Source organism: Stenotrophomonas sp. 610A2 (assembly GCF_030549615.1).
GTDB classification, from domain to species: Bacteria; Pseudomonadota; Gammaproteobacteria; order Xanthomonadales; family Xanthomonadaceae; genus Stenotrophomonas; species Stenotrophomonas pigmentata.
Window position 1 is genome coordinate 2,782,659 of the sequence record NZ_CP130832.1, and the last position, 22,048, is coordinate 2,804,706.

General features: G+C 64.1%; 23 protein-coding genes. 10 read left to right on the forward strand and 13 right to left on the reverse strand.

Features of this window, described 5'->3' with window-relative positions; all coding sequences use genetic code 11:
- Nucleotides 1-22: 22 nt before the first annotated feature.
- Nucleotides 23-526, reverse strand: coding sequence for a pantetheine-phosphate adenylyltransferase (coaD, locus tag Q5Z11_RS12475; RefSeq protein ID WP_303746714.1), 504 nt, complete (start codon nt 524-526; stop codon nt 23-25).
- The gene (rsmD, locus tag Q5Z11_RS12480) at nt 523-1,146 is read right to left on the reverse strand and encodes a 16S rRNA (guanine(966)-N(2))-methyltransferase RsmD (RefSeq protein ID WP_303746715.1); all 624 of its coding nucleotides are present in this window, start codon (nt 1,144-1,146) and stop codon (nt 523-525) included. Before rsmD ends, coaD begins: the two co-directional genes overlap by 4 nt.
- A 203-nt stretch (nt 1,147-1,349) precedes the next feature.
- Here rsmD and htpG point away from each other — a divergent pair, with 203 nt between their 5' ends.
- The 4 genes from htpG (at nt 1,350) to Q5Z11_RS12500 (ending at nt 6,334) form a co-directional block, all read left to right on the forward strand.
- A complete protein-coding gene (gene htpG, locus Q5Z11_RS12485) occupies nt 1,350-3,254 on the forward strand; it encodes a molecular chaperone HtpG (RefSeq protein ID WP_303746716.1) in 1,905 nt (634 codons plus the stop codon).
- A gap of 216 nt (nt 3,255-3,470) precedes the next feature.
- The gene (gene ftsY, locus Q5Z11_RS12490; protein WP_303746717.1) at nt 3,471-4,835 is read left to right on the forward strand and encodes a signal recognition particle-docking protein FtsY; all 1,365 of its coding nucleotides are present in this window, start codon (nt 3,471-3,473) and stop codon (nt 4,833-4,835) included.
- Nucleotides 4,836-4,985: 150 nt separating this feature from the next.
- Nucleotides 4,986-6,041 (forward strand): A/G-specific adenine glycosylase, encoded by a 1,056-nt coding sequence (mutY, locus tag Q5Z11_RS12495; protein WP_303746718.1) that lies wholly within the window; start codon nt 4,986-4,988, stop codon nt 6,039-6,041.
- Between the two features lie 17 nt (nt 6,042-6,058).
- A complete protein-coding gene (locus Q5Z11_RS12500; protein WP_303746719.1) occupies nt 6,059-6,334 on the forward strand; it encodes an oxidative damage protection protein in 276 nt (91 codons plus the stop codon).
- Between the two features lie 158 nt (nt 6,335-6,492).
- Here the strand turns inward: Q5Z11_RS12500 and Q5Z11_RS12505 are convergent, their stop codons facing one another.
- From Q5Z11_RS12505 to Q5Z11_RS12550, 10 genes are all read right to left on the reverse strand, one after another.
- Nucleotides 6,493-6,954, reverse strand: coding sequence for a DUF6491 family protein (locus tag Q5Z11_RS12505; protein ID WP_303746720.1), 462 nt, complete (start codon nt 6,952-6,954; stop codon nt 6,493-6,495).
- 94 nt (nt 6,955-7,048) lie between these two features.
- Nucleotides 7,049-7,759, reverse strand: coding sequence for a lipoprotein-releasing ABC transporter ATP-binding protein LolD (gene lolD / locus Q5Z11_RS12510; RefSeq protein ID WP_303746721.1), 711 nt, complete (start codon nt 7,757-7,759; stop codon nt 7,049-7,051).
- Nucleotides 7,752-8,993, reverse strand: coding sequence for a lipoprotein-releasing ABC transporter permease subunit (locus Q5Z11_RS12515; protein ID WP_303746722.1), 1,242 nt, complete (start codon nt 8,991-8,993; stop codon nt 7,752-7,754). Before Q5Z11_RS12515 ends, lolD begins: the two co-directional genes overlap by 8 nt.
- Nucleotides 8,994-9,017: 24 nt before the next feature.
- Nucleotides 9,018-9,350 (reverse strand): hypothetical protein, encoded by a 333-nt coding sequence (locus Q5Z11_RS12520; protein WP_303746723.1) that lies wholly within the window; start codon nt 9,348-9,350, stop codon nt 9,018-9,020.
- A gap of 67 nt (nt 9,351-9,417) precedes the next feature.
- Nucleotides 9,418-9,672, reverse strand: coding sequence for an FAD assembly factor SdhE (locus tag Q5Z11_RS12525; protein ID WP_303746724.1), 255 nt, complete (start codon nt 9,670-9,672; stop codon nt 9,418-9,420).
- A gap of 221 nt (nt 9,673-9,893) precedes the next feature.
- Nucleotides 9,894-10,679, reverse strand: coding sequence for a succinate dehydrogenase iron-sulfur subunit (locus tag Q5Z11_RS12530; protein WP_303746725.1), 786 nt, complete (start codon nt 10,677-10,679; stop codon nt 9,894-9,896).
- A gap of 18 nt (nt 10,680-10,697) precedes the next feature.
- Entirely contained in the window at nt 10,698-12,488 is a 1,791-nt protein-coding gene (gene sdhA, locus Q5Z11_RS12535) for a succinate dehydrogenase flavoprotein subunit (protein ID WP_303746726.1), read from the reverse strand.
- A 3-nt stretch (nt 12,489-12,491) separates the two neighbouring features.
- The gene (sdhD, locus tag Q5Z11_RS12540) at nt 12,492-12,875 is read right to left on the reverse strand and encodes a succinate dehydrogenase, hydrophobic membrane anchor protein (RefSeq protein ID WP_303746727.1); all 384 of its coding nucleotides are present in this window, start codon (nt 12,873-12,875) and stop codon (nt 12,492-12,494) included.
- A complete protein-coding gene (sdhC, locus tag Q5Z11_RS12545) occupies nt 12,872-13,264 on the reverse strand; it encodes a succinate dehydrogenase, cytochrome b556 subunit (RefSeq protein WP_303746728.1) in 393 nt (130 codons plus the stop codon). Before sdhC ends, sdhD begins: the two co-directional genes overlap by 4 nt.
- Before the next feature lie 54 nt (nt 13,265-13,318).
- Nucleotides 13,319-13,492 (reverse strand): DUF1674 domain-containing protein, encoded by a 174-nt coding sequence (locus tag Q5Z11_RS12550; protein ID WP_303746729.1) that lies wholly within the window; start codon nt 13,490-13,492, stop codon nt 13,319-13,321.
- Nucleotides 13,493-13,531: 39 nt separating this feature from the next.
- On the opposite strand from Q5Z11_RS12550, the gene ygfZ reads away from it, so the two are divergent.
- Complete coding sequence (gene ygfZ, locus Q5Z11_RS12555) at nt 13,532-14,392, forward strand: CAF17-like 4Fe-4S cluster assembly/insertion protein YgfZ (RefSeq protein WP_303746730.1); 861 nt, start codon at nt 13,532-13,534, stop codon at nt 14,390-14,392.
- A gap of 115 nt (nt 14,393-14,507) precedes the next feature.
- Here ygfZ and Q5Z11_RS12560 read toward each other — a convergent pair whose 3' ends face one another.
- Nucleotides 14,508-15,614: an ABC transporter ATP-binding protein gene (locus Q5Z11_RS12560; RefSeq protein WP_303746731.1), complete on the reverse strand. Its 1,107-nt coding sequence runs from the start codon at nt 15,612-15,614 to the stop codon at nt 14,508-14,510.
- 185 nt (nt 15,615-15,799) lie between these two features.
- Between Q5Z11_RS12560 and zwf the strand changes: the two genes are divergently transcribed.
- From zwf to eda, 5 genes are all read left to right on the forward strand, one after another.
- The gene (gene zwf, locus Q5Z11_RS12565; RefSeq protein WP_405051595.1) at nt 15,800-17,371 is read left to right on the forward strand and encodes a glucose-6-phosphate dehydrogenase; all 1,572 of its coding nucleotides are present in this window, start codon (nt 15,800-15,802) and stop codon (nt 17,369-17,371) included.
- The gene (gene glk, locus Q5Z11_RS12570) at nt 17,368-18,375 is read left to right on the forward strand and encodes a glucokinase (protein WP_303746733.1); all 1,008 of its coding nucleotides are present in this window, start codon (nt 17,368-17,370) and stop codon (nt 18,373-18,375) included. The genes zwf and glk overlap by 4 nt, the downstream gene beginning before the upstream one ends.
- Nucleotides 18,372-19,091, forward strand: coding sequence for a 6-phosphogluconolactonase (gene pgl / locus Q5Z11_RS12575; protein ID WP_303746734.1), 720 nt, complete (start codon nt 18,372-18,374; stop codon nt 19,089-19,091). The genes glk and pgl overlap by 4 nt, the downstream gene beginning before the upstream one ends.
- 137 nt (nt 19,092-19,228) lie before the next feature.
- Nucleotides 19,229-21,139, forward strand: coding sequence for a phosphogluconate dehydratase (edd, locus tag Q5Z11_RS12580; RefSeq protein WP_303746735.1), 1,911 nt, complete (start codon nt 19,229-19,231; stop codon nt 21,137-21,139).
- Between the two features lie 38 nt (nt 21,140-21,177).
- Nucleotides 21,178-21,837, forward strand: coding sequence for a bifunctional 4-hydroxy-2-oxoglutarate aldolase/2-dehydro-3-deoxy-phosphogluconate aldolase (gene eda, locus Q5Z11_RS12585; RefSeq protein WP_303746736.1), 660 nt, complete (start codon nt 21,178-21,180; stop codon nt 21,835-21,837).
- The last annotated feature ends 211 nt before the right edge of the window (nt 21,838-22,048 follow it).

The following is a 22,048-nucleotide window of genomic DNA, read 5'->3' on the forward strand; positions in this document are numbered from 1 at the left end:
AAAAGTGGTGTTACAAAAAAATTTACTGTCCGCGTGCTTCGCGGGCCTTGCGCAACGCTTCAAGCACAGTAGCCGGCACGAAGCCGGAGACATCCCCGCCCAACCGGGCGATTTCACGCACCAGCGAGGAGGAAATGAAGCTGTGCTGCTCGGAGGGGGTGAGGAACAGCGTCTCCACCTCCGGAATCAGATGTCGGTTCATGCTCGCCATCTGGAATTCATATTCAAAATCGGACACCGCGCGCAGCCCGCGCAGTAGTACCCCGCCGTGCACCGAGCGCACGAAGTGGGCCAGCAAGGTGTCGAAACCGACCACTTCCACGTTCTCGTGGTGCTGCAGCGCTTCCACCGCCAAGGCAACCCTCAGCTCCAGCGGCAGCGTCGGGCCCTTGGACGGGCTCTGCGCCACGCCAACTATCACCTTCTCGAACAGCGGCGCGGCACGGTTCACCAGGTCGATATGACCATTGGTGATCGGGTCGAAAGTGCCCGGGTATACGGCGATGCGGCGATTGGCTGAGGTCATGCGGGTTCGGTCGCGTTCATGTCGCCGCGAAGTGTAGCAGCGGCTCGGCGATAGAGGGCATAGGCCACCTCGCGGGTACTGCCCTCGCGGCGCAGTTGCCATTCCGGCGGCAACTGCAGCGCCGCGCCTACCGGCGCTTCCACGTAGAGCCAGGCATCTGCGGCCAAGTGCCGGGGCAGACGTTCGATCACCTGTTCCCACAAACCTGCGGCGAAAGGCGGATCCAGGAACACCACATCGGCCCGTGCCGGGGCAGCGCTGCCCAGCCATTGCAGGGCATCGCCGGCAATCACCTCGACCTGATCCCCTGCCCCCAACCGCCCGACCACGCCACGCAGGGCCGTCACCAGCTGCGGATCACGCTCCACCAGCTGTGCCGAGGCCGCGCCACGCGATACCGCCTCCAGGCCAAGCGCACCGCTACCGGCAAACAGGTCCAGGACACGGGCGCCGGGCAGCTTCGGCATCAACCAGTTGAACAGGGTCTCGCGGACCCGGTCGCTGGTCGGCCGCAGGCCCGGCAATTCAGGAACCTGCAACCGGGTGTTACGCCAGCGCCCGCCGACGATGCGCACCTGCCCGCTGGCGGCGGCGGGCGTCTTGCCACGGGCCGGACTCATCCGGCCCGCACCGGCAAAACCAAGGACAAAACGTGGCAAATCAAATACATCGGCAACCTGGATCCAACAGCTCTGAGTGCTGCAGATGATAGACCAGCACCCGCCCCGGCTGCGCCCACCTTGAAATCGGCCCATTCACCCTTACCCAAGCTGCAGTCACCGCGCAGCTGCGCGACCTAATCAGCAACGGAGCACCCCGACCGATGACCGAGCAGAATCACAAGGAAACCCGCGGTTTCCAGACCGAGGTGAAGCAGCTGCTGCACCTGATGATCCATTCGCTGTACTCGAACAAGGAAATCTTCCTGCGCGAGCTGGTGTCCAATGCCGCCGACGCCGCCGACAAGCTGCGTTTCGAAGCGCTGACCCAGCCCGAACTGCTCGAAGGCGGCGCGCCGCTGCGCATCCGCATCGAGGCTGATCCGGCCGCGCGCACCCTGAGCATCGACGACAACGGCATCGGCCTGAGCCGCGATGAGGCCATCGCACACCTCGGCACCATCGCCAAGTCCGGCACCGCCGAGTTCCTGAAGAACCTGTCCGGCGACCAGAAGAAAGATTCCAACCTTATCGGCCAATTCGGCGTGGGCTTCTATTCGGCCTTCATCGTTGCCGACCAGGTTGACGTCTACAGCCGTCGCGCTGGCCTGCCGGCCAGTGAAGGCGTGCATTGGTCGTCCAAGGGCGAAGGCGAGTTCGAGGTCGAGACCATCGACAAGCCCGAGCGCGGCACCCGCATCGTGCTGCACCTGAAGGAAGGCGAAGACAGCTATACCGACGGCTGGCAGCTGCGCAGCCTGATCAAGAAGTACTCCGACCATATCGGCTTGCCGATCGAACTGCAGAAGGAGCACCACGGCGAGGAAGCCGACAAGCCGACCACGCCGGAATGGGAAACCGTCAACCGCGCCAATGCGCTGTGGACCCGTGCCAAGTCCGAGGTCAAGGACGAGGAATACAAGGAGTTCTACAAGCACATCGCGCACGATCCGACCGACCCGCTGGCCTGGACCCACAACAAGGTCGAGGGCAAGCTCGAGTACACCTCGCTGCTGTATACGCCGGGCCGCGCACCTTACGACCTGTACCACCGCGACGCACCCAAGGGCCTGAAGCTCTATGTGCAGCGCGTTTTCATCATGGACCAGGCCGAGCAGTTCCTGCCGCTGTACCTGCGCTTCATCAAGGGCGTGGTCGATTCCAACGACCTGCCGTTGAACGTGTCGCGCGAAATCCTGCAGTCCGGCCCGGTGATCGACTCGATGAAGTCGGCGCTGACCAAGCGTTCGCTGGACATGCTGGAGAAGCTGGCCAAGGACAAACCCGAGGAATACGCAGGCTTCTGGAAGAACTTCGGCCAGGTGCTGAAGGAAGGCCCGGCCGAGGACTACGGCAACCGCGAGAAGGTCGCTGGCCTGCTGCGCTTCGCCTCCACCCACGACGGCAGCGGCGAGCACAGCGTTGCCCTGGCCGATTACGTCGGCCGCATGATCGAAGGCCAGGACAAGATCTATTACCTGACCGGCGAGAGCTTCCAGCAGGTCAAGGACAGTCCGCATCTTGAGGTATTCCGCAAGAAGGGCATCGAAGTGCTGCTGATGACCGATCGCATCGACGAGTGGCTGATGAGCTATCTCACCGAGTTCGACGGCAAGTCCTTCGCCGACATCGCCCGTGGCGACCTGGACCTGGGCAAGCTTGAGACCGAGGAAGACAAGAAGGCACAGGAAGAAGTCGCCAAGACCAAGGAAGGCCTGGCCACGCGCTTGAAGACTGCCCTGGGCGAAGAAGTTGCCGAAGTGCGCGTCTCGCACCGCCTGACCGACTCGCCGGCCATCCTCGCCATCGGCGAACAGGACCTGGGCCTGCAGATGCGCCAGATCCTGGAAGCCAGCGGCCAGAAGGTGCCGGACAGCAAGCCGGTGTTCGAGTTCAACCCGGCCCATCCGCTGATCGAGAAGCTGGATGCCGAGCCTGACATGGACCGGTTCAACGACCTGGCCCACGTGCTGTTCGACCAGGCCGCACTGGCCGCTGGCGACAGCCTGAAGGACCCGGCCGGTTACGTGCGCCGCTTGAACAAGCTGCTGCTGGAACTGTCGGCCTGACGACTCGCCGCCTCTCCCGCAAGCGGGAGAAGGGCGTAGTGCCGAGCCATGCTCGGCAGAGGCCTTCCCGGTAATGCCCCAAAAACCGCCCTCACCCCAACCCCTCTCCCGTGAACGGGAGAGGGGCTTCAATCAACAGCCCCCGCCCTACCGGCAACGCCGGCCACCTGACCGCCAGTGGTAGAATAGACAACTGATTTCAGGCCTTTTTCCTCCATGTTCAGCTTCTTTCGCCGCAAAAAGACCGACGACGCCCAACAGCCCGCAAAGCCGTCCACGCTGAGCGTTGAGGAACTGGCCGCCGCCTTCCCGCAGGCACCATCAGCGCAGCCGTCGCTGCCAGCAGAGCCGGACCAGCCCGAAACCGAACAGGCGGCGGTCGAAGTTGCCCCCACTGCTCCAGCAACTGCTGCACCGGAAGTGGAATCGGCCATCGCACTCGAAACCACTCCTGCTGCAACTGCGGTAGAGGTCACGGTACCGGCTGCCGTCGAAGCACCCTCCCCTGCAGTTGTGGCCCCCGTTCCGCAGGCAGCAGAACCGGTTGCTGCTCCTGTAGTAGCGGCTCCCGCACCAGTCGTCGCTGAAACCAGCACACCAAGCTCCCCCGATTCAGACGCAGCGCTGATCCCGGTCAACGCCGCTCCAGCTGCGCCTGTAGGCAAGCTCGGCTGGCGGGACCGCCTGCGCAACAGCAGCTTCGCGCGCAGCTTCGGCGGTCTGTTCTCGCGCAACCCCAAGCTCGATGACGACCTGCTCGACGAGATCGAGACCGCACTGATCACCGCCGACGTCGGCATGCCAGCTACCACGGCGCTGGTCGAAGACCTGCGCAAGCGCATGAAATCGCGCGAGTTCGCCGACGCCAACGCATTGCTGGCAGCACTTCGCGCCGACCTGATCGCGATGCTGCAGCCGGTCGCCAAACCACTGGTCATCGACACCAATGCAAAGCCATTCGTGATTCTTACCGTCGGCGTCAACGGCGTCGGCAAGACCACCACCATCGGCAAGCTGGCCAAGCGCTTCAAGGATCAGGGTCATAGCCTGATGCTGGCCGCAGGCGACACCTTCCGCGCCGCCGCCGTCGCCCAGCTGCAGATCTGGGGAGAGCGCAATGGCGTGGCCGTGGTCGCACAGGGCCAGAATGCCGATGCCGCTTCGGTTGCATTCGACGCACTGCAGGCCGGCAAGGCGCGTGGCACCAGCGTACTGATCGCCGACACCGCCGGCCGCCTGCACACCCAGAGCGGGCTGATGAACGAGCTGAGCAAGATCCGCCGCGTGCTCGGCAAGATCGACGAAACCGCTCCGCACGAAGTGCTGATGGTGATCGACGGCACCACCGGCCAGAACGCGCTGTCGCAGCTGCGCCAGTTCCATGCTGCGGCTGGCGTTACCGGGCTGGTCGTGACCAAGCTGGACGGCACCGCCAAGGGCGGCGTGGTATTTGCACTGGCCCGCGAGTTCGGCATTCCGATCCGCTTCGCCGGCATCGGCGAGCGCCCGGAAGATCTACGCGTATTCGATGCAGAAGCCTTCGTCGACGCGCTGCTACCGCAGGCATTGGGCAGCAATTGATCCAAAGCCCCTCTCCCTCCGGGAGAGGGGTTGGGGTGAGGGGAAGCTCTACGAGCAGGATCAAAAGCTCCCCTCATCCGCCCCTACGGGGCACCTTCTCCCGCCAGCGGGAGAAGGAATGCGAAAGCAACCGCCATCGCCTGCGAGCCAATGCCCAACTTCCCCAGCCAACTCCTCACCTGGTTTGACCAGCACGGCCGCCACGATCTGCCATGGCAGCATCCGCGTTCACCGTACCGGGTGTGGCTGTCGGAAATCATGTTGCAGCAAACGCAGGTTGCGACGGCAACTCCGTACTTCCAGCGTTTCGTGCAGTCGTTCCCAACGCTTCGCGACCTGGCAGCAACCGATAACGACACCTTGATGGCGCACTGGGCCGGCCTGGGCTACTACGCCCGCGCCCGCAATCTGCATGCAGCAGCCAAACAATGCGTCGAGCTGCATGGCGGTGAATTACCGCGTGATTTCGATGCCCTGCTTGCCCTGCCCGGCATCGGCCGCAGTACTGCCGGCGCCATCCTCAGCCAAGCCTGGAACGACCCGTTCGCAATCCTCGACGGCAACGTCAAACGCGTATTGACCCGTTATCACGGCATCAGCGGCTTCCCCGGCCTTCCTGTTATAGAAAAGCAGCTCTGGGCGCAGGCCGAAGCCCACGTCGCGCAGGTACCGGCGGGGCGCATGGCCGACTACACCCAGGCGCAGATGGATTTCGGCGCAACCCTGTGCACGCGCGCCAAGCCCGCCTGCATCCTGTGCCCGCTGCAGAGCAACTGTGTCGCGCATGCCCAGGGTCTGGTCGATTCACTGCCAACACCCAAGCCCAGCAAAGTCCTGCCCGAGCGCGAAGCCAGTGCCTTGCTGCTGGAAGATGCAGAAGGCCGCATCCTGCTGCTCAAACGCCCGCCGACCGGTATCTGGGCCTCGTTGTGGACCTTGCCGCAGGCCGACACTGACAGCGCGCTGCGCGAGTGGTTTGCTGCCAGCGTCAAGGGCAATTACGACAACGCCAACGAACTGCCGCTGATCGTGCATACCTTCAGCCATTACCGCCTGCACCTGCAGCCGCTGCACCTGCGCAAGGTCGCACTCAAGTCCAAGGTCGGCGACAATGCCGATCTACGCTGGGTAGCGCGTGACGAACTGGCCGCACTCGGCCTGCCCGCGCCCATCCGCAAACTGCTGGAACGTCATCCGGCGCACTGATTCGACAGGACCACACCATGCCCCGCTCCGTCTTCTGCCAATACGAACAACGCGAAACCGAGGGTCTGGATTTCGTGCCCTATCCCGGCGAGCTCGGCCAGCGCATCTTCGCCAACATCGGCAAGCAGGCGTGGGCTACCTGGCTGGCGCACCAGACCATGCTGATCAACGAGAACCGCTTGTCACCGCGCGACCCGAAGCACCGCGCCTTCCTTGAGGAAGAGCTGGTGAAATACCTGTTCTCTGGTGGCGCGGAAAAACCGGCGGGTTACGTCGCGCCGGAAGCGGAATAAGACCGGAAGCCTGTAGTGCCGAGCCATGCTCGGCAGAGGCCTTACCTGCGAGGGTTGATCCGTGCATGAAGGCTCAAGCCGGGCATTGCCCGGCTTGAGCCGTGAGGCATTGCTGGTGAAGCCCCTGCCGAGCATGGCTCGGCACTACAGATGGTGCTTCAGTTCGTTTCGGTGCCCTGATCCGCAGCGCGCTCGGAAATCTTGGCTTCGCGCAGCTCTTTCTCGGATGCACGCAGTGCCTTCACATCCAGCGGCTGGATGCTTTCGATGCGGCAGGGCACATGCGACATCGGGCCGCCGCCGTGCACGATCACGCGATCAAACCTCGCAGATACCTGGCCCATCATGTTGGTGATGGAAATAGCCGGCGCATAGGACAGATCCATGCACGGCCCACTCAGATTCAACAGCCAGGCTTCGGCTGGCTTGGTCCAGACCGCCAGGGCGCTGTCGCCCAATTCGGTCCAGCCGTTGAACGAGCCAAAGTATTTGAAATTGTTCACCGGAGCGCCTGCGTGGGCCCGGTACAACTCGAGCCGCTCGGTGCTGCTCAGCTTCCCGGTCGTCGCGCAACCGCCAAGAACGGCGGCCAGAACCATCGCAACAAGCACTTTCTTCATGACGGCAATCCTCATTGAAGGAAACAACCTGCTTTCACGCCTCTCCCCGCATCGCAGCTCCATGACTGACAGGAGCCGCATTGCCGGGAGATGATCAAACCCCGCTGCTGGCCAGCTCGTGCAACCGGCCCTCACGCAGCTCCAGCACGCGATCAAGCTTGCGCGCCAAACTGCGGTCGTGGGTGACCAGAACCAAACTGGTGCGCTGCTCGCGGTTCAACTCCAGCATCAGATCGAACACGGTGGCGGCGGTCTTGTCGTCCAGATTGCCAGTTGGCTCATCGCCGAGCACGCAGCCCGGCTGGTTGACCAGGGCACGCGCAACCGCGGTGCGCTGGCGTTCACCGCCAGACAACTCGCCCGGCTTGTGACCCAAACGATGGCCGAGCCCAACCGACTCCAGCAAAGCCTTGGCGCGGACACTCGCTGCGGCCGGATCACTGCCCCCAAGCATCACCGGAATCATCACGTTCTCCAGCGCGGTGAATTCCGGCAGCAGGTGGTGGAACTGGTAGACGAAGCCCAGCGAACTATTGCGAAGGTTGCCGCGCGCGGCATCGGACAGCGCCGACATGCGCTGGCCGGCGACATAGACCTCACCGGCGGTCGGGATATCCAAGCCGCCCAGCAGGTGCAGCAAGGTGCTCTTGCCTGCACCCGAGGCACCGACGATGGCCACGGTTTCGCCCGCGGCAACATTCAAGTCTAGGCCGTCGAACACCGGCGTGTGCATCTTGCCTTCGGCGTAGGTCTTGCCCAGGCCTTCGGCGCGGATTACCGATTCCATCAATGCGTTCTCATTCATAGCGCAGCGCCTCGGCCGGCTGGGTGCGGGCTGCGCGCCACGCCGGGTAAAGGGTCGCGGCAAAGCTCATCAGCAGCGCGACAATGGTGATCACCACGATGTCACCGGTCTGCATGTCGGTCGGCAGGCCGGTGATGTAGTACACATCCTCCGGCAGCAGCTTGATATTGAAGACGGTCTCGATCAGGCCGAGGATGCGTTCCAGGTTGAGGGTCAAGGTGATGCCACTGATCACGCCAACTATCGTGCCGAATACGCCGATCAAGGTGCCCTGCACCATGAACACCTGCATTACTCCGCGAGGCGTCAGGCCAAGCGTGCGCAGGATGGCGATATCGGCCTGCTTGTCGGTAACCAGCATCACCTGCGAGGACACCAGGTTGAAAGCACCCATCGCCACGATCAGCGACAGCAGGATGCCCATCACTGTCTTTTCCATGCGCAGCGAGTGGTAGAGGTTGGCGTTCTCCTGCGTCCAGTCACTCACCCGGTAATAGCCGTTGAGGTTGACTGCCAAATCGCGGGCCACGGTATAGGCCTGGTCCATGTCGTGCATCTTCAGGCGCACGCCGGTGACGCCGTCCATGCGCAGCACGCGCTCCATGTCCTGCATGTTGGTGAAGGCGACGCCGCGGTCCACTTCATTGGAGCCGGCCTCGAAGATGCCGCTGACCTTGAAGCGCTTGACCCGCGGCATGGCGCCCATCGGCGTGCCCTGCACTTCGGCAAGCGTCGCCACCACGCTGTCACCAACATCCACGCCCAACCAGATCGCCAGTTCCTTGCCGACCACCATGTTGAATTCGCCGGGCTGCAGGCTGTCCAGTTTGCCCTTGGTCATCTTCTCGGCCAGCACCGAGACCTTGGACTCCTGCGCAGGATCAACGCCCTGGATGATCGCGCCCTGCACCCGCAGGCCGCTCAACATGCCCTGGATCTCGATATACGGCGCGGCACCGGCTACACGCGGGTCCTTGGTCGCCACGTCGATGGCGTGCTGCCAGTTGGCCATCGGCTCGCCGTCGGCACTGACCGTGGCATGGGCGGACATCTGCAGCAGGCGGTCGCGGATCTCCTTCTGGAAGCCGCTCATCACCGCCAGGGTGGTGATCAGCACCATCACCCCGAGCGCGATGCCAAGGATGGAGGCCATGGAGATGAAGGAAATGAAGCCATTGCGGCGCTTGGCGCGCAGGTAGCGCAATCCGATTGCGACAGGTAAGGGTTTGAACATGCGTGTCTGCCCGGGAACTGGCAGCTATGGTGCCATTCCCGGCGGCTGGCGGGAAACGCCATGCGCCTTTACGGCCAGTCGCAGTTCACGTCGCTGCGCCCTGGGCAGCGTATCGGGCCAGAACAGCAGCTGTTGGCGGCGTTTACCCTGCCGCCAGCGCAGCACCAGCAAGGGGCCGCGCTCGAGCAGTTCGATCTGCTCCACGGGTATGCCATCGACACAGGAGAGGCCTGGAGGCGGCGGTATCAACAGGTCACGAGGCGGCCTGCGCGACTCGGCCCGTGCCTGCAGCAACCCCCAGCCAAGCACGCACAGGGCCAAGGGCCAGGCATGGCCCGGCTCCAATCTGCAGTTCATTATCGAAACAGCGGCAAGTACCGCCAGGCCCGTCAACGCGCGACTCAACCAGCGCGACGGTCGCCACTCACACCGGAAGGGAGCGGATGTAGGCGATGAGTTGCGCCTGCGACGCATCCGGACAGACCTCGTAGCCCATGGACCAGCGCCACAACTTATCGTCTTCGGTGTCCAGCAACTGCAGGAAAACCTCGCGCTCGGCGGCAGGTGCATCCAGCCAGCGGCGGTCAAGATAGCGGCCGAACAGTTGATCCAGCTCACGCATGCCACGCCGGCAACGCCAGCGCAGCTTCTTCAACAGGATTTCGTCTTCGGTCTGCATGGCTTCAAGCTTAAGCCCCTCTCCCGCGAGGCGGGAGAGGGGTTGGGGTGAGGGCAGCTCCTGGAGGAATTCATCCAGACCGCCACTCAACATTCAACAAGGGCAGCGTCAAAAGCTCCCCTCATCCGCCCCTACGGGGCACCTTCTCCCGCACGCGGGAGAAGGGAGAACAACTGCACATCAAGAGCGGGAACCCCAGCTTGCACCGGGGCAAGCCCGCATCAAGCGCGGCGCGCCATCATCAACTTCTTGATCTCGGCGATTGCCAGTGCCGGGTTCAAGCCCTTCGGGCAGGTGCGTGCGCAGTTCATGATGGTGTGGCAGCGGTACAGCTTGAACGGATCTTCCAGATCGTCCAGGCGTGCGCCGGTGTCTTCATCGCGCGAGTCGATGATCCAGCGGTAGGCCTGCAGCAGGATCGCCGGGCCCAGGTAACGCTCGCCATTCCACCAGTAGCTCGGGCAGCTGGTCGAGCAGCACGCGCACAGGATGCACTCGTACAGGCCGTCCAGCTTCTTGCGGTCGTCCGGCGACTGCAGGCGTTCACGGTCTGCCGGCGCCGGGGTCTGGGTGCGGATCCACGGCTTGATCGAGGCGTACTGCGCATAGAAGTGGGTCAGGTCCGGAACCAGATCCTTGACCACGTCCATGTGCGGCAGCGGGTAGATCGGCACTTCGGCCTTGCCGCAATCGGCAATGGCGCGGGTGCAGGCCAGGGTGTTGGTGCCGTCGATGTTCATCGCGCACGAACCGCAGATACCCTCGCGGCAGGAGCGGCGGAAGGTCAGGGTCGGATCAATCTCGTTCTTGATCTTGATCAGCGCGTCCAGAACCATCGGGCCGCACGCATCGAGATCGATCTCGTAGGTGTCGGTACGCGGGTTCTGGTCGCCATCGGGGCTCCAGCGGTAGATCTTGAAGGTACGCGTGTTCTTCGCACCGCTCTTGGCGGGGAAGTGCTTGCCCTTGGTCAACCGGGAGTTCTTCGGGAGTGCAAATTCAGCCATGTTCGTAAGTTCCCCGGATCAGTAGACGCGCGGCTTCGGCGGCACCACGGACACGTCATCGCTGAGCGTGTACATGTGCACCGGACGGTAATCGAAGCTGCACTTGCCCTTTTCGTCGACAGTGACCAGCGTGTGCTTCTGCCAGTTGACGTCGTCGCGGTCCGGGTAATCCTCGTGCGCGTGGGCGCCACGGCTTTCCTTGCGCTGCTCGGCCGAGTTGATGGTCGCCACTGCATTGAGCAGCAGGTTGTTCAGCTCGTAGGTTTCGATCAGGTCCGAGTTCCAGACCAGCGAACGGTCGGAAACCTTGACGTCCTGGAACGAATCGAACACCTGCGCCATCTTCTGGCAGCCTTCTTCCAGCGTCTTGCTGGTGCGGAACACGGCAGCATCGTTCTGCATGGTGCGCTGCATGTTGTCGCGAATGACCGAGGTCGGCGTATCGCCGTTGGCGTGACGCAGCTTGTCGAGCAGGCCCAGGGCCTTGTCGCAGGCATCGGACGGCAGGGTCTTGTGCGGCGCACCCGGCTTGATCGTCTCGGCGCAGCGGTTGGCCACGGCGCGGCCGAACACCACCAGGTCGAGCAGCGAGTTCGAGCCCAGGCGGTTTGCACCGTGCACGGACACGCAGGCCGCTTCGCCGATGGCGTACAGGCCCGGCACCACTGCATCGGGGTTGTCGCCGACCTTGCGCACCACTTCACCGTGGTAATTGGTCGGGATGCCGCCCATGTTGTAGTGCACGGTCGGAATGACCGGAATCGGCTGCTTGTGCACGTCCACGCCTGCGAAGATGCGCGCGCTTTCGGCAATACCCGGCAGCTTGTCGTCGATCACGCCCGGGCCGAGGTGGGTCAGGTCGAGCAGGATGTGATCCTTGTGCTCGCCGACGCCGCGGCCTTCACGGATTTCGATAGTCATCGAACGCGACACCACGTCACGCGATGCCAGATCCTTGTAATGCGGTGCATAGCGCTCCATGAAGCGCTCGCCACTGCTGTTGCGCAGGATGCCACCCTCGCCTCGCACACCTTCGGTGATCAGGCAGCCGGCACCGTAGATACCGGTCGGGTGGAACTGCACGAATTCCATGTCCTGCAGCGGCAGGCCGGCACGGGCCACCAGGCCACCGCCGTCACCGGTACAGGTGTGCGCCGAGGTGGCGCTGAAGTAGGCACGGCCGTAACCGCCGGTTGCCAGCACCACACCCTGCGAACGGAACAGGTGCAAGGTGCCTTCGGCCATGTCCAGGGCGAGCACGCCGCGGCACACGCCTTCGTCGTCGAAGATCAGGTCGAGTGCGAAGTACTCGATCATGAACTGCGCGTTGTGCGCCAGCGACTGCTGGTACAGGGTGTGCAGGATGGCGTGGCCGGTACGGTCGGCGGCGGCGCAGGTACGCTGCGCGGACGGGCCTTCACCGTACTTGGTGGTCATGCCACCGAACGGACGCTGGTAGATCTTGCCTTCTTCGGTGCGCGAGAACGGAACGCCGTAGTGCTCCAGCTCGATGATGGCCGGGATGGCCTCACGGCACATGTACTCGATGGCGTCCTGGTCGCCCAGCCAATCCGAACCCTTGATGGTGTCGAAGAAGTGGTAACGCCAGTCGTCCTCACCCATGTTGCCGAGCGCGGCGGAAATGCCGCCCTGCGCTGCCACGGTGTGCGAGCGGGTCGGGAAGACCTTGGTGATGCAGACAGTCTGCAGGCCCTTCTGGGCCAGGCCAAACGTTGCACGCAGGCCAGCGCCACCGGCGCCGACGACGACCATGTCGACCTTGTGTTCAGTAATGTTGTAAGCGGACATGTATCAGTTCCCAAACGCGATGCGGGCAACCGCAAAGATGCTGACGATGGCGCCGAGCACGGCGACGAACTTGACCGTGGTCTGCAAGGCCAGGGCCATCAGCGAGTTGTGGATGTAGTCCTCGAGGACCACCTGCAGGCCAAGCTGGGCGTGCCAGAACATGGCGACCAGGAAGCCACCCAGCAGGATCGCGTTCCACGGCTTGGAAATGGTTTCCACGGCGGTGACGTAATCGGCGCCCATCAGGCTCAGCACCAGGCACAGGAACCAGATGGTCAGTGCGACCAGGGCGGTGGCGGTCAGGCGCTGGTGGACGAAGTGCTCGGTACCGGACTTGGCGCTGCCAAGGCCACGCGCATTCTTCAGCGGGGTGCGGTACTTGCTCATGCGGCAGCTCCCAGGCAGACGTAGGCCCAGATCAGGGCGGTCAGCACCAACGAGGCAATCACCGACATCCAGCTGCTGCGGATGAAGGTGGCCTTGGCGTAGCCGATGGCGAAGTCCTGCACGATATGGCGGATGCCATTGCACAGGTGATAGGCGAAGCACCAGCTCCAGCCGAACAGGATCACCTTGCCGTACCAGGCGCCGGCGTGGGTGGTGAAGCAGTTCCAGGACTCAGGGCCCATCATCAGGGCGAACAAGCCGCCCGCGATGATCAGGGAACCGACAGTCAGAATGATGCCGGTTACTCGATGCAGGATCGAGGTGGCCATCTGGATCTGCCAGCGATACACCTGCAGGTGCGGAGAGAGGGGGCGGGGTCTGTTCGCCATTCGCTGACTCATATCTCGGCTGGGCGGCTCAATGCCGCGTTGGCTCAACGCTGCTCAGAAATCTATGCAGCGCCCGTTTTTCTCCCAATCGCCATACCGCACCGGATCGAGTCCGCCGCGGCCGCCTATTTCCTGAGGCACCGGCGTAACCTCGGGAAGCGGCTGCTTCTCGGGGCCCAACGGGGCTTCAGCTTCGGGCTCGGGAGTGGGGGTTGTTTGGCCTATCATTGGTGGTCTCGCAACGCACAAATTTTAGTCCTCAGTCACGTGTCTGACAACCTCGCCCCTGCTTTCACCGGTTTCCGCACGCTTTCCAAGGCTCAGATCGTGAGCCTTGCCGGAGCCGATGCGGTCGCTTTCGCCCAAGCCCAATTCGCCAATGACGTGCCCTCGCTGGCCGACGGTCACTGGCAATGGAGCGCCTGGCTGACCGCCAAAGGCCGCGTGCTGTCTATCTTTCAGCTGGTACGGGTGGACGCACAGACCCTGCTGCTGGTCTGCCACGACGGCGGCGCCGAGGCCATGGCCGAGCAGCTCCGTCGCTTTGTCTTCCGTCGCAAAGTCGTCATCAGCCATGCCAGCGCGCTGGCGGTGAACGCCGCCCTGGAAACGCCCGGTCAGGCGCGTGGCGCGCAAATAGCGCAGCTGGCCGACGGCGTCATCGAACTGGACGTGGGCAGCGCAACGGTGCCGCGAACGCTGCAGATCAGCAGCGCAGCAAGCTCCGTTGACGACACAACGGCTGAATTGGCATGGCGTCAATACGACCTTCGTTTCGGCCTGCCCCGCCTCGAGGATGCGCAGCGCGAGCAATGGACGCCGCAGCAGCTTGGGCTCGATCGCTTGAACGCCTACAGCGTCAAGAAGGGCTGCTATCCGGGCCAGGAAATCGTCGCCCGCACCCACTTCCTGGGCAAGGCCAAGCGCTCGCTGGCGCTGCTGGAATGCGCCTCATTCGCAAATTCTGGCGACGCGGTCCAGCACGGGGACAGCAACATCGGCAGCGTCGCCTGTGTGGCCGGCGCATTGGCGCTTGCAGTGCTGCCACTGGAGTTGCCGGAAGGCCCGCTACTGGTCAATGGCGAGGTCGCCAGCATCCAGCCGCTGCTGGAAGGCCTGGCACGCTGAAGCCCGGTAGTGCCGAGCCATGCTCGGCATTGCGCCTCACCTGTAGTGCCGAGCCATGCTCGGCATGGGGCATTGCCGGTACAGCCCCTGCCGAGCATGGCTCGACACTACAGGATCAGACGCTGGCTTCGATGCGATTGCCACTGGCTGCATCAAAGAAATGCAGCGCCGGCGAACTGACTTCCACCGAAATCTCCTGCCCAACCTGCGGCAACTGCTGCGGGGCGACGCGCATGATCAGCGCCTGCTCGCCATAGCGCAGGTTGACGAAGATCTCGTTGCCCACCGGCTCCACACCTTCGATGCGCGCATTGAACGCCGCCGGACCATTGCCAGGCTGCAGATGCTCAGGCCGCACGCCAACCACCAGCGGCTTGCCAAACCAGACTGGATCCAGCTTCACTGCACCGAGTGCCACATCGCCAGCGTCGTCGCGACTGGACTCCAACCGCAGCACCGCGCTTCCCGCCTCATCGCGCCGCACGTCGCCACGCAACATGTTCATCGCCGGGCTGCCAAGGAAACCCGCAACGAACAGATTGACCGGCTTGTCGTACAACGCCATCGGCGTGTCGATCTGCTGGATCACGCCCTCGTTGAGCACAACGATGCGTTGGCCCAGCGTCATCGCCTCGACCTGGTCGTGGGTGACATAGATCATCGTCGTGCCCAACTTGCGATGCAGCTGCGCGATCTCGGTGCGCACCGAATGACGCAGCTTCGCATCCAGATTGGATAGCGGTTCGTCCAGCAGGAACACCTCCGGCTCGCGCACCAGCGCACGCCCCAGCGCAACACGCTGGCGCTGACCACCCGACATCGCGCGCGGCAGCTTGTCCAGCATCGAGGTCAGGCCCAAGGAATCGGCGGCATCCTGCACGCGACGCTGCACCTCGGCCTTGTCATGCCCACGCAGCTTCAAGCCGAAGCCCAGGTTCTCGGCAACGGTCATATGCGGGTAGAGCGCGTAGTTCTGGAACACCATCGCGATGTCCCGATCCTTCGGCGCCACATCATTCACCACGCGCTCGCCGATCCGCAGGCTGCCAGCACTGATCTCTTCCAGCCCCGCCACCATTCGCAGCAGTGTGGACTTGCCACAACCCGATGGCCCCACCAGCACCATCAACTCGCCATCGGCGATATCGAAACTGGCCCCGGCCACGGCGACCTGCCCGTTGTCATACACCTTGCGCACACTGTCGAATTGAACCTTGGCCATCACTACCTCGTTGCGAGTCGAAACCTGGAGCAGCGGAACACTTGCGTTACAGCGAGAGAACAGTTTCCTGCAATCGTATACATCCGAAACATTGTGCACGGTAAGCATATTCATATGGCACCATCGCAGTCGCCCTCACATGGCACCTGCGTCCCACTGCACGGACCCGATTCCGCCCTTGCAGCATGCTGCATTGCACAAGCCCAGGTTGCCCACGCCCGCTCCCTCGCGCCGATGGACGCGGACGTCCCAATCACGGCGCAGGCCTTGAAGACGAACAATTGACAACGATGTCATCCGCACCCGAAACTCGTGCAATGCACGACACCCTCTTCCTGTTCGGTGCCACAGGCGATCTGGCCCAGCGTTATCTGTTCCCGTCCCTGCTACGCCTGCTTGGCGACGGCCTACTCCCGGAAGATTTCCGCGTCCGTGCCCTGGCCTTGTCGCCGCATGACACCGAGAAGTTCCGCGACCTGCTGCGTCCACGCCTGGAAGCGGCCATGCCGCATGCCAGTCAGGAGGACATCGGCAACCTGCTCAACCGCATCGACTACCGTTCGGTGGACCTGCGCAACGCCGAGTCGGTCGCCGAGGCGGTCAAGGACCTGGTGCACCGCAAATGCGTCAGCTATCTGGCGATCCCGCCGGGCCTGTACATCTCCACCTGCGAAGGCCTGGCATTGGGTGGCGCATTGGCTGCGCCCAACCGCCTGATGCTGGAGAAGCCGATCGGTTCGGACAGCGACAGTGCCGAAGAGATCCTGCAGTCGATCGGCAAGCTGGTCGACGAAGACCGTGTGTTCCGCCTCGACCATTATCTCGGCAAGGCCGCGGTGCAGAACCTGATGGCCCTGCGTTTCGGCAACACCTTGCTGGAAGCGGTGTGGAACCGTAACTACATCGCCTCGGTGCACATCCTGGTCGCCGAAAGCGACGGCGTTGATGGCCGTGACTCGTATTACTCGCGCTCCGGCGCGCTGCGCGACATGGTGCAGAGCCATATCCTGCAGCTGCTGTGCCTGGTGGCGATGGAGCCGCCGGCATCGCTGGAAGCCGACCGCATCCGCGACGAAAAGGTGAAGGTGCTGCGCGCCCTGCGCCCGCTCGATGCCAAGCATGCCGCCAAGGACAGCGTGCGCGGTCGCTACACCGCCGGCACCATCAACGGCCAGCCGGCGCAGGCCTACCAGCCGCCGGAAGGCAGCGAGGCCGAAACCTTTGTCGGCGTCACCGCGCATATCGACAACTGGCGTTGGGCCGGCGTGCCCTTCCATCTGGTTACCGGCAAGCGCCTGCCCGAACGCACCACGCGCATCGAGGTCAACCTCAAGCCGGTGACGCATTGGCTGTTCGAGCGCCCCGACCGCAAGAACGCCACCCCCAACCGCCTGACCTTCCAGCTGCAGCCGCAGGAGAACATCCAGCTCGGCCTGATGAGTTCGCTGGCCGGCCCGGAATGGGGTGCGCTGGAACTGCAGCCGCTGGAACTCGAGCTTTCCGTTCCCACCGGCCTGCACCGCCGCATCGCCTACGAGCGCCTGTTCCTGGACGCCTTCAACGGCAACCACGCTCTGTTCGTGCGCGACGATGAAGTCCGCGCCGCCTGGGCCTGGATCGACAGCGTCAGCGACGCCTGGAAGGCCGCCGACCTGCCAATGGAGCCCTACCCGGCCGGTGGCTGGGGTCCGCAGCTGGCGCAGGACTTCCTGCCCGAATCCATCGCCGCCGATGCAGGCCCGGAGCAGGGGCTGTGAGCCCCAGCGCCGACCTTGTATTGGTAGCGGACATCGGCGGTACCAACGCGCGCTTCGCGCTGGCCGACCGTTCCGCCGCCACGCCGCTGGACCAGGGCAGCATCGACGAATACCCGGTGGCGCAGTTCGCGTCCTTGGCCGACGCCGCCGCGCACTACCTGCAGGAGCGCGACGCCAGCGCCAGCAGCGGCGTGTTCGCGGTAGCTGGCCGCGTCGATGGCGACGAAGCACGCATCACCAACCACCCCTGGGTCATCTCGCGTTCGCGCACCGCCGAGCAGCTTGGTTTCGGACAGCTGCACCTGATCAACGACTTCGTCGCCCAGGCCATGTCCATTGCCCTGCTGGGTGTTGATGATGTGGTGCAGGTTGGCGGCGCCGGTTGGCAGCCGGCAGCGGACGGCGAGTCACGCAATTACTGCGTGCTTGGCCCCGGTACCGGTCTTGGTGTTGGCGGCTTGGTGGTGCGTGACGGCCGCAACTACCCGTTGGCCACCGAAGGTGGTCATGCCAGCTTTGCACCGAACTCGCCAGAGCAGATCCGCATCCTGGAAATCCTCTCGGCCCAGTTCGGCCGGGTTTCCAACGAACGCCTGGTCTGCGGCCCCGGCCTGGTCAACATCCATCGCGCCATCTGCGAGATAGCGGGTACCGATCCGGGCCTGCTGCAACCCGCCGAGGTCAGTGCACGCGCCGCCGAAGGCGATGCGTTGGCGAGTCGTGCAGTTGAAGTTTTCCTTGAAATCTTCGGCGCCGTCGCCGGCGACGCAGTACTGGTACAAGGCGCGTGGGACGGCGTGTTCCTGACCGGCGGCCTGGTACCGCGCCTGCTGCAGCAACTGCAGCACTCCGGCTTCCGCCAGCGTTTTGAAAGCAAGGGCCGGTTCTCCGCGACGATGTCGCAGATTCCCTCGATGGCCATCACCCATCCCTGCCCCGGCCTGCTCGGTGCCACCGCATATGCGCTGGACCTGCAACGCGCCAACCCTGGAGTTACTGCATGAACGCCGCTGTTTCCGACCGCATCACACTTGTCCGCCACGCTGACGAAGAGGCCTGGACCGAAGGTGTCGCCAAGGAAATGGCAGCGCTGTTGAGCGCGGAAATCAAGCAGCGCGGGCGTGCCCGCATGCTGCTGTCCGGTGGCACCACGCCGGCGCCGATCTACGAGCTGCTCTCCGACCAGGGCCTGGAATGGGCACGGGTGGAAGTCGGCCTGGCCGACGAGCGCTGGCTGTCGCCGCAGGACAAGGACAGCAATGCCTGGTTGGTACGCGACAGTTTCCTGCGCCATGCAGAAGGTGCGCACTTCGACCCGCTGGTGCGGGTTGGCCTGCCCATCGCCGAGTGTGTGCATACCGCCAATCTGCTCGCCACCCACTCGCAGCCGGCCTGCCTGGTCGTGTTGGGCATGGGCAACGACGGCCATACCGCTTCGCTGTTCCCGGGCTCGGCGGACCTGCCGCAGGTACTTCAAAGCAAGCACCCTTACGCAGCCTTGGACGCAACCGGCTGCCCGGTCGCCAAGAACTGGTCGCTGCGCATCACCCTGACCCCACACGGCCTCGCCTCAGCCGGTGAACGCCTGCTGCTGCTACGCGGCAAGCAGAAGTTGGAAGTGCTCAACGCAGCGCTCGCCTCCGGCGATGTGCACACCTACCCGATTCTTGCTGCGATCAATGCACCCGGCAACAAGCTGCGCGTGCATTGGGCGCCTTGAAGCGGAGAGTGCGAGACCGGGAGTGGGAACGGAAACACATGCCCCCCATTACCGGCGGGCCGAGCAGGCCATGAGCCCATCGCCCGAGCAGAACCAAACATCGCCAGCCCCTATTTCACATTCGCAGCCATAGAGCCATGCATCCTAAAATCCAAGCCATCACCGATCGCATCCGCCAGCGCAGCGCTCCGTCGCGCGCGGCTTATCTGGCCGGGATTGATGCCGCGCTGCGCGAAGGTCCGTTCCGTTCCCGCCTGAGCTGCGGCAACCTGGCCCATGCTTATGCTGCCTGCGGCCCAACCGACAAAGGCCGCCTGCGCGGCGACGTGACGCCCAACCTGGGCATCATCACCTCGTACAACGACATGTTGTCGGCGCACCAGCCGTTCGAGAATTACCCGCAACTGATCCGCGACGCTGCGCGCGAGCTGGGCGCAACCGCCCAGGTTGCCGGTGCAGTACCCGCGATGTGCGATGGCGTTACCCAGGGCCGTGGCGGCATGGAGTTGTCACTGTTCTCACGTGATGTCATCGCGCAGGCAACCGCAATCGGCCTCAGCCATGACATGTTCGACACCACCATCTATCTGGGCGTGTGCGACAAGATCGTGCCGGGCCTGCTGATCGGCGCCCTCGCCTTCGGCCACCTGCCAGCGGTGTTCGTGCCGGCCGGGCCGATGACCCCGGGCATTCCCAACAAGAAGAAGGCCGAAGTCCGCGAGCGCTACGCCGCCGGTGAAGCCACGCGCGAAGAACTGCTGGAAGCCGAATCGGCCTCGTACCACGGCCCGGGCACCTGTACTTTCTATGGCACCGCCAATTCCAACCAGGTCCTGCTGGAAGCAATGGGCGTGCAGCTGCCGGGCGCATCATTCGTCAATCCGGAACTGCCGCTGCGCGACGCACTGACCCGCGCCGCCACCGCACGCGCCCTGGAGATCAGTGCACTAGGCGATGACTTCCGTCCGTTCGGCCGCGTCATCGACGAGCGCGCCATCGTCAACGCCGTTGTCGCCTTGATGGCAACCGGCGGCTCCACCAATCACACCATCCACTGGATCGCCGTCGCACGTGCCGCCGGCATTGTGTTGACCTGGGACGACATGGACGAGCTGTCGCAGATCGTGCCGTTGCTGGCGCGCGTCTACCCGAACGGCGAAGCCGACGTGAACCGTTTTGCCGCCGCTGGCGGCCCCGGCTTCGTGTTCCGCGAGTTGATGGATGCCGGCCTGATGCACGCCGACGCAACCACGATTGCCGAAGGCGGTATGCGCACCTTCGCGCAGGAGCCGCGCCTCACCGATGGCAAGGTCACTTATGTGCCCGCCGCCGAACTCAGCGGCGACGAAGAAGTGGTGCGCCCGGCCTCCAATCCGTTCGAAGCCCAGGGCGGCCTGCGCCTGCTTCGCGGCAATATCGGCCGTTCGCTGATCAAGCTGTCGGCAGTGAAGCCGCAGTACCGCACCATCGAAGCGCCGGCCGTGGTGGTCGATGCGCCGCAAGTGTTGAACAAACTGCACGCTGCCGGTGCATTGCCGCAGGACTTCGTCGCGGTGGTTCGCTACCAGGGGCCGCGCTCCAACGGTATGCCCGAACTGCATTCGCTAGCACCGCTGCTCGGCCTGTTGCAGAACCAGGGCCGGCGCGTCGCGCTGGTCACCGATGGCCGCCTGTCCGGTGCCTCCGGCAAGATCCCGGCCGCCATCCACGTCACTCCGGAAGCCGCACGCGGCGGCCCCATCGCACGCATCCGCGAAGGCGACATCATCCGCCTGGACGGTGAAGCCGGCACGCTGGAAGTGCTGATCGATGCCGCCGAATGGGCCGCACGTGGCATTGCCGCCAACACCGCACCGGCCGGTTCGGACATGGGCCGCAATCTGTTCGCGATGAATCGCCGCATCGTCGGCCCGGCCGATCAGGGCGCGATCTCGATTTCCTGCGGCCCGGCGCGTCCGGACGGCAGCCTGTGGGACTACGACGCCGAATACGAACTCGGCCACGACCACGCCGCGGCCGCTGCACCGCACGAAGCCAACGACGCCTGAGATCCAGGATTCGCGAACACGTTATTCAGGAGGACACCATGAGCATTGCCCAATACCAGGACCGCGCCGAGCAGCTGTTGAGCGCCGCCGGCATCCTGCCCGTCGTTACCGTGCACACCCTCGACCAGGCGCGCGCCGTCAGCGCCGCCCTGCTCGAAGGCGGCCTGCCTGCGATTGAACTGACCCTGCGCACGCCGGTGGCGATGGAAGCGCTGGCCATGCTCAAGCGCGAGCTGCCGGATGTAGTGGTAGGCGCCGGCACCGTACTGACCGTCGAACAGATGCAGCGCTCGATCGATGCTGGCGCGGACTTTCTGGTTACGCCGGGCACCCCGGCGCATATGGCCGATGCCCTGGCTGCCGCGCCGTTGCCGGTGGTTCCGGGTGCTGCCTCACCGACCGAACTGCTGGAACTGGTCGCGCGCGGCTTCCGTATCTGCAAGCTGTTCCCGGCCACCGCGGTTGGCGGGCTGGCAATGATCAAGGGTGTTGCCGGTCCGATTCCCGAGCTCAAGCTCTGCCCCACCGGTGGCATCACTGAAGCCACCGCAGGCGACTACCTGGCGCAGAAGAACGTGGTCTGCATCGGCGGCTCGTGGATGGTGCAGGACAGCTGGATCCGCAATGGCCAATGGGACGAAGTGAAGAAGTCCGCCGCCGCTGCTGCTGCCATCGTCAAGCAGGCACGCGCTGGCTGACAAGAATCGGCTTTTGTAGGAGCGGCGTCAGCCGCGAAGCCGGCAGCAAACAAACCACCTGCATCCAATCCCCAAGGCTTCGGCAGGGATGCAGGTGCTGGTGATGCGTCGCCCGCAAGAGTCGTCAGCTTCGCGGCTTACGCCGCTCCTACAGGCGTTTTCGGGAACGCTCCTGCCGAGCATGGCTCGGCACTACAGCCGGGCAAAGGAA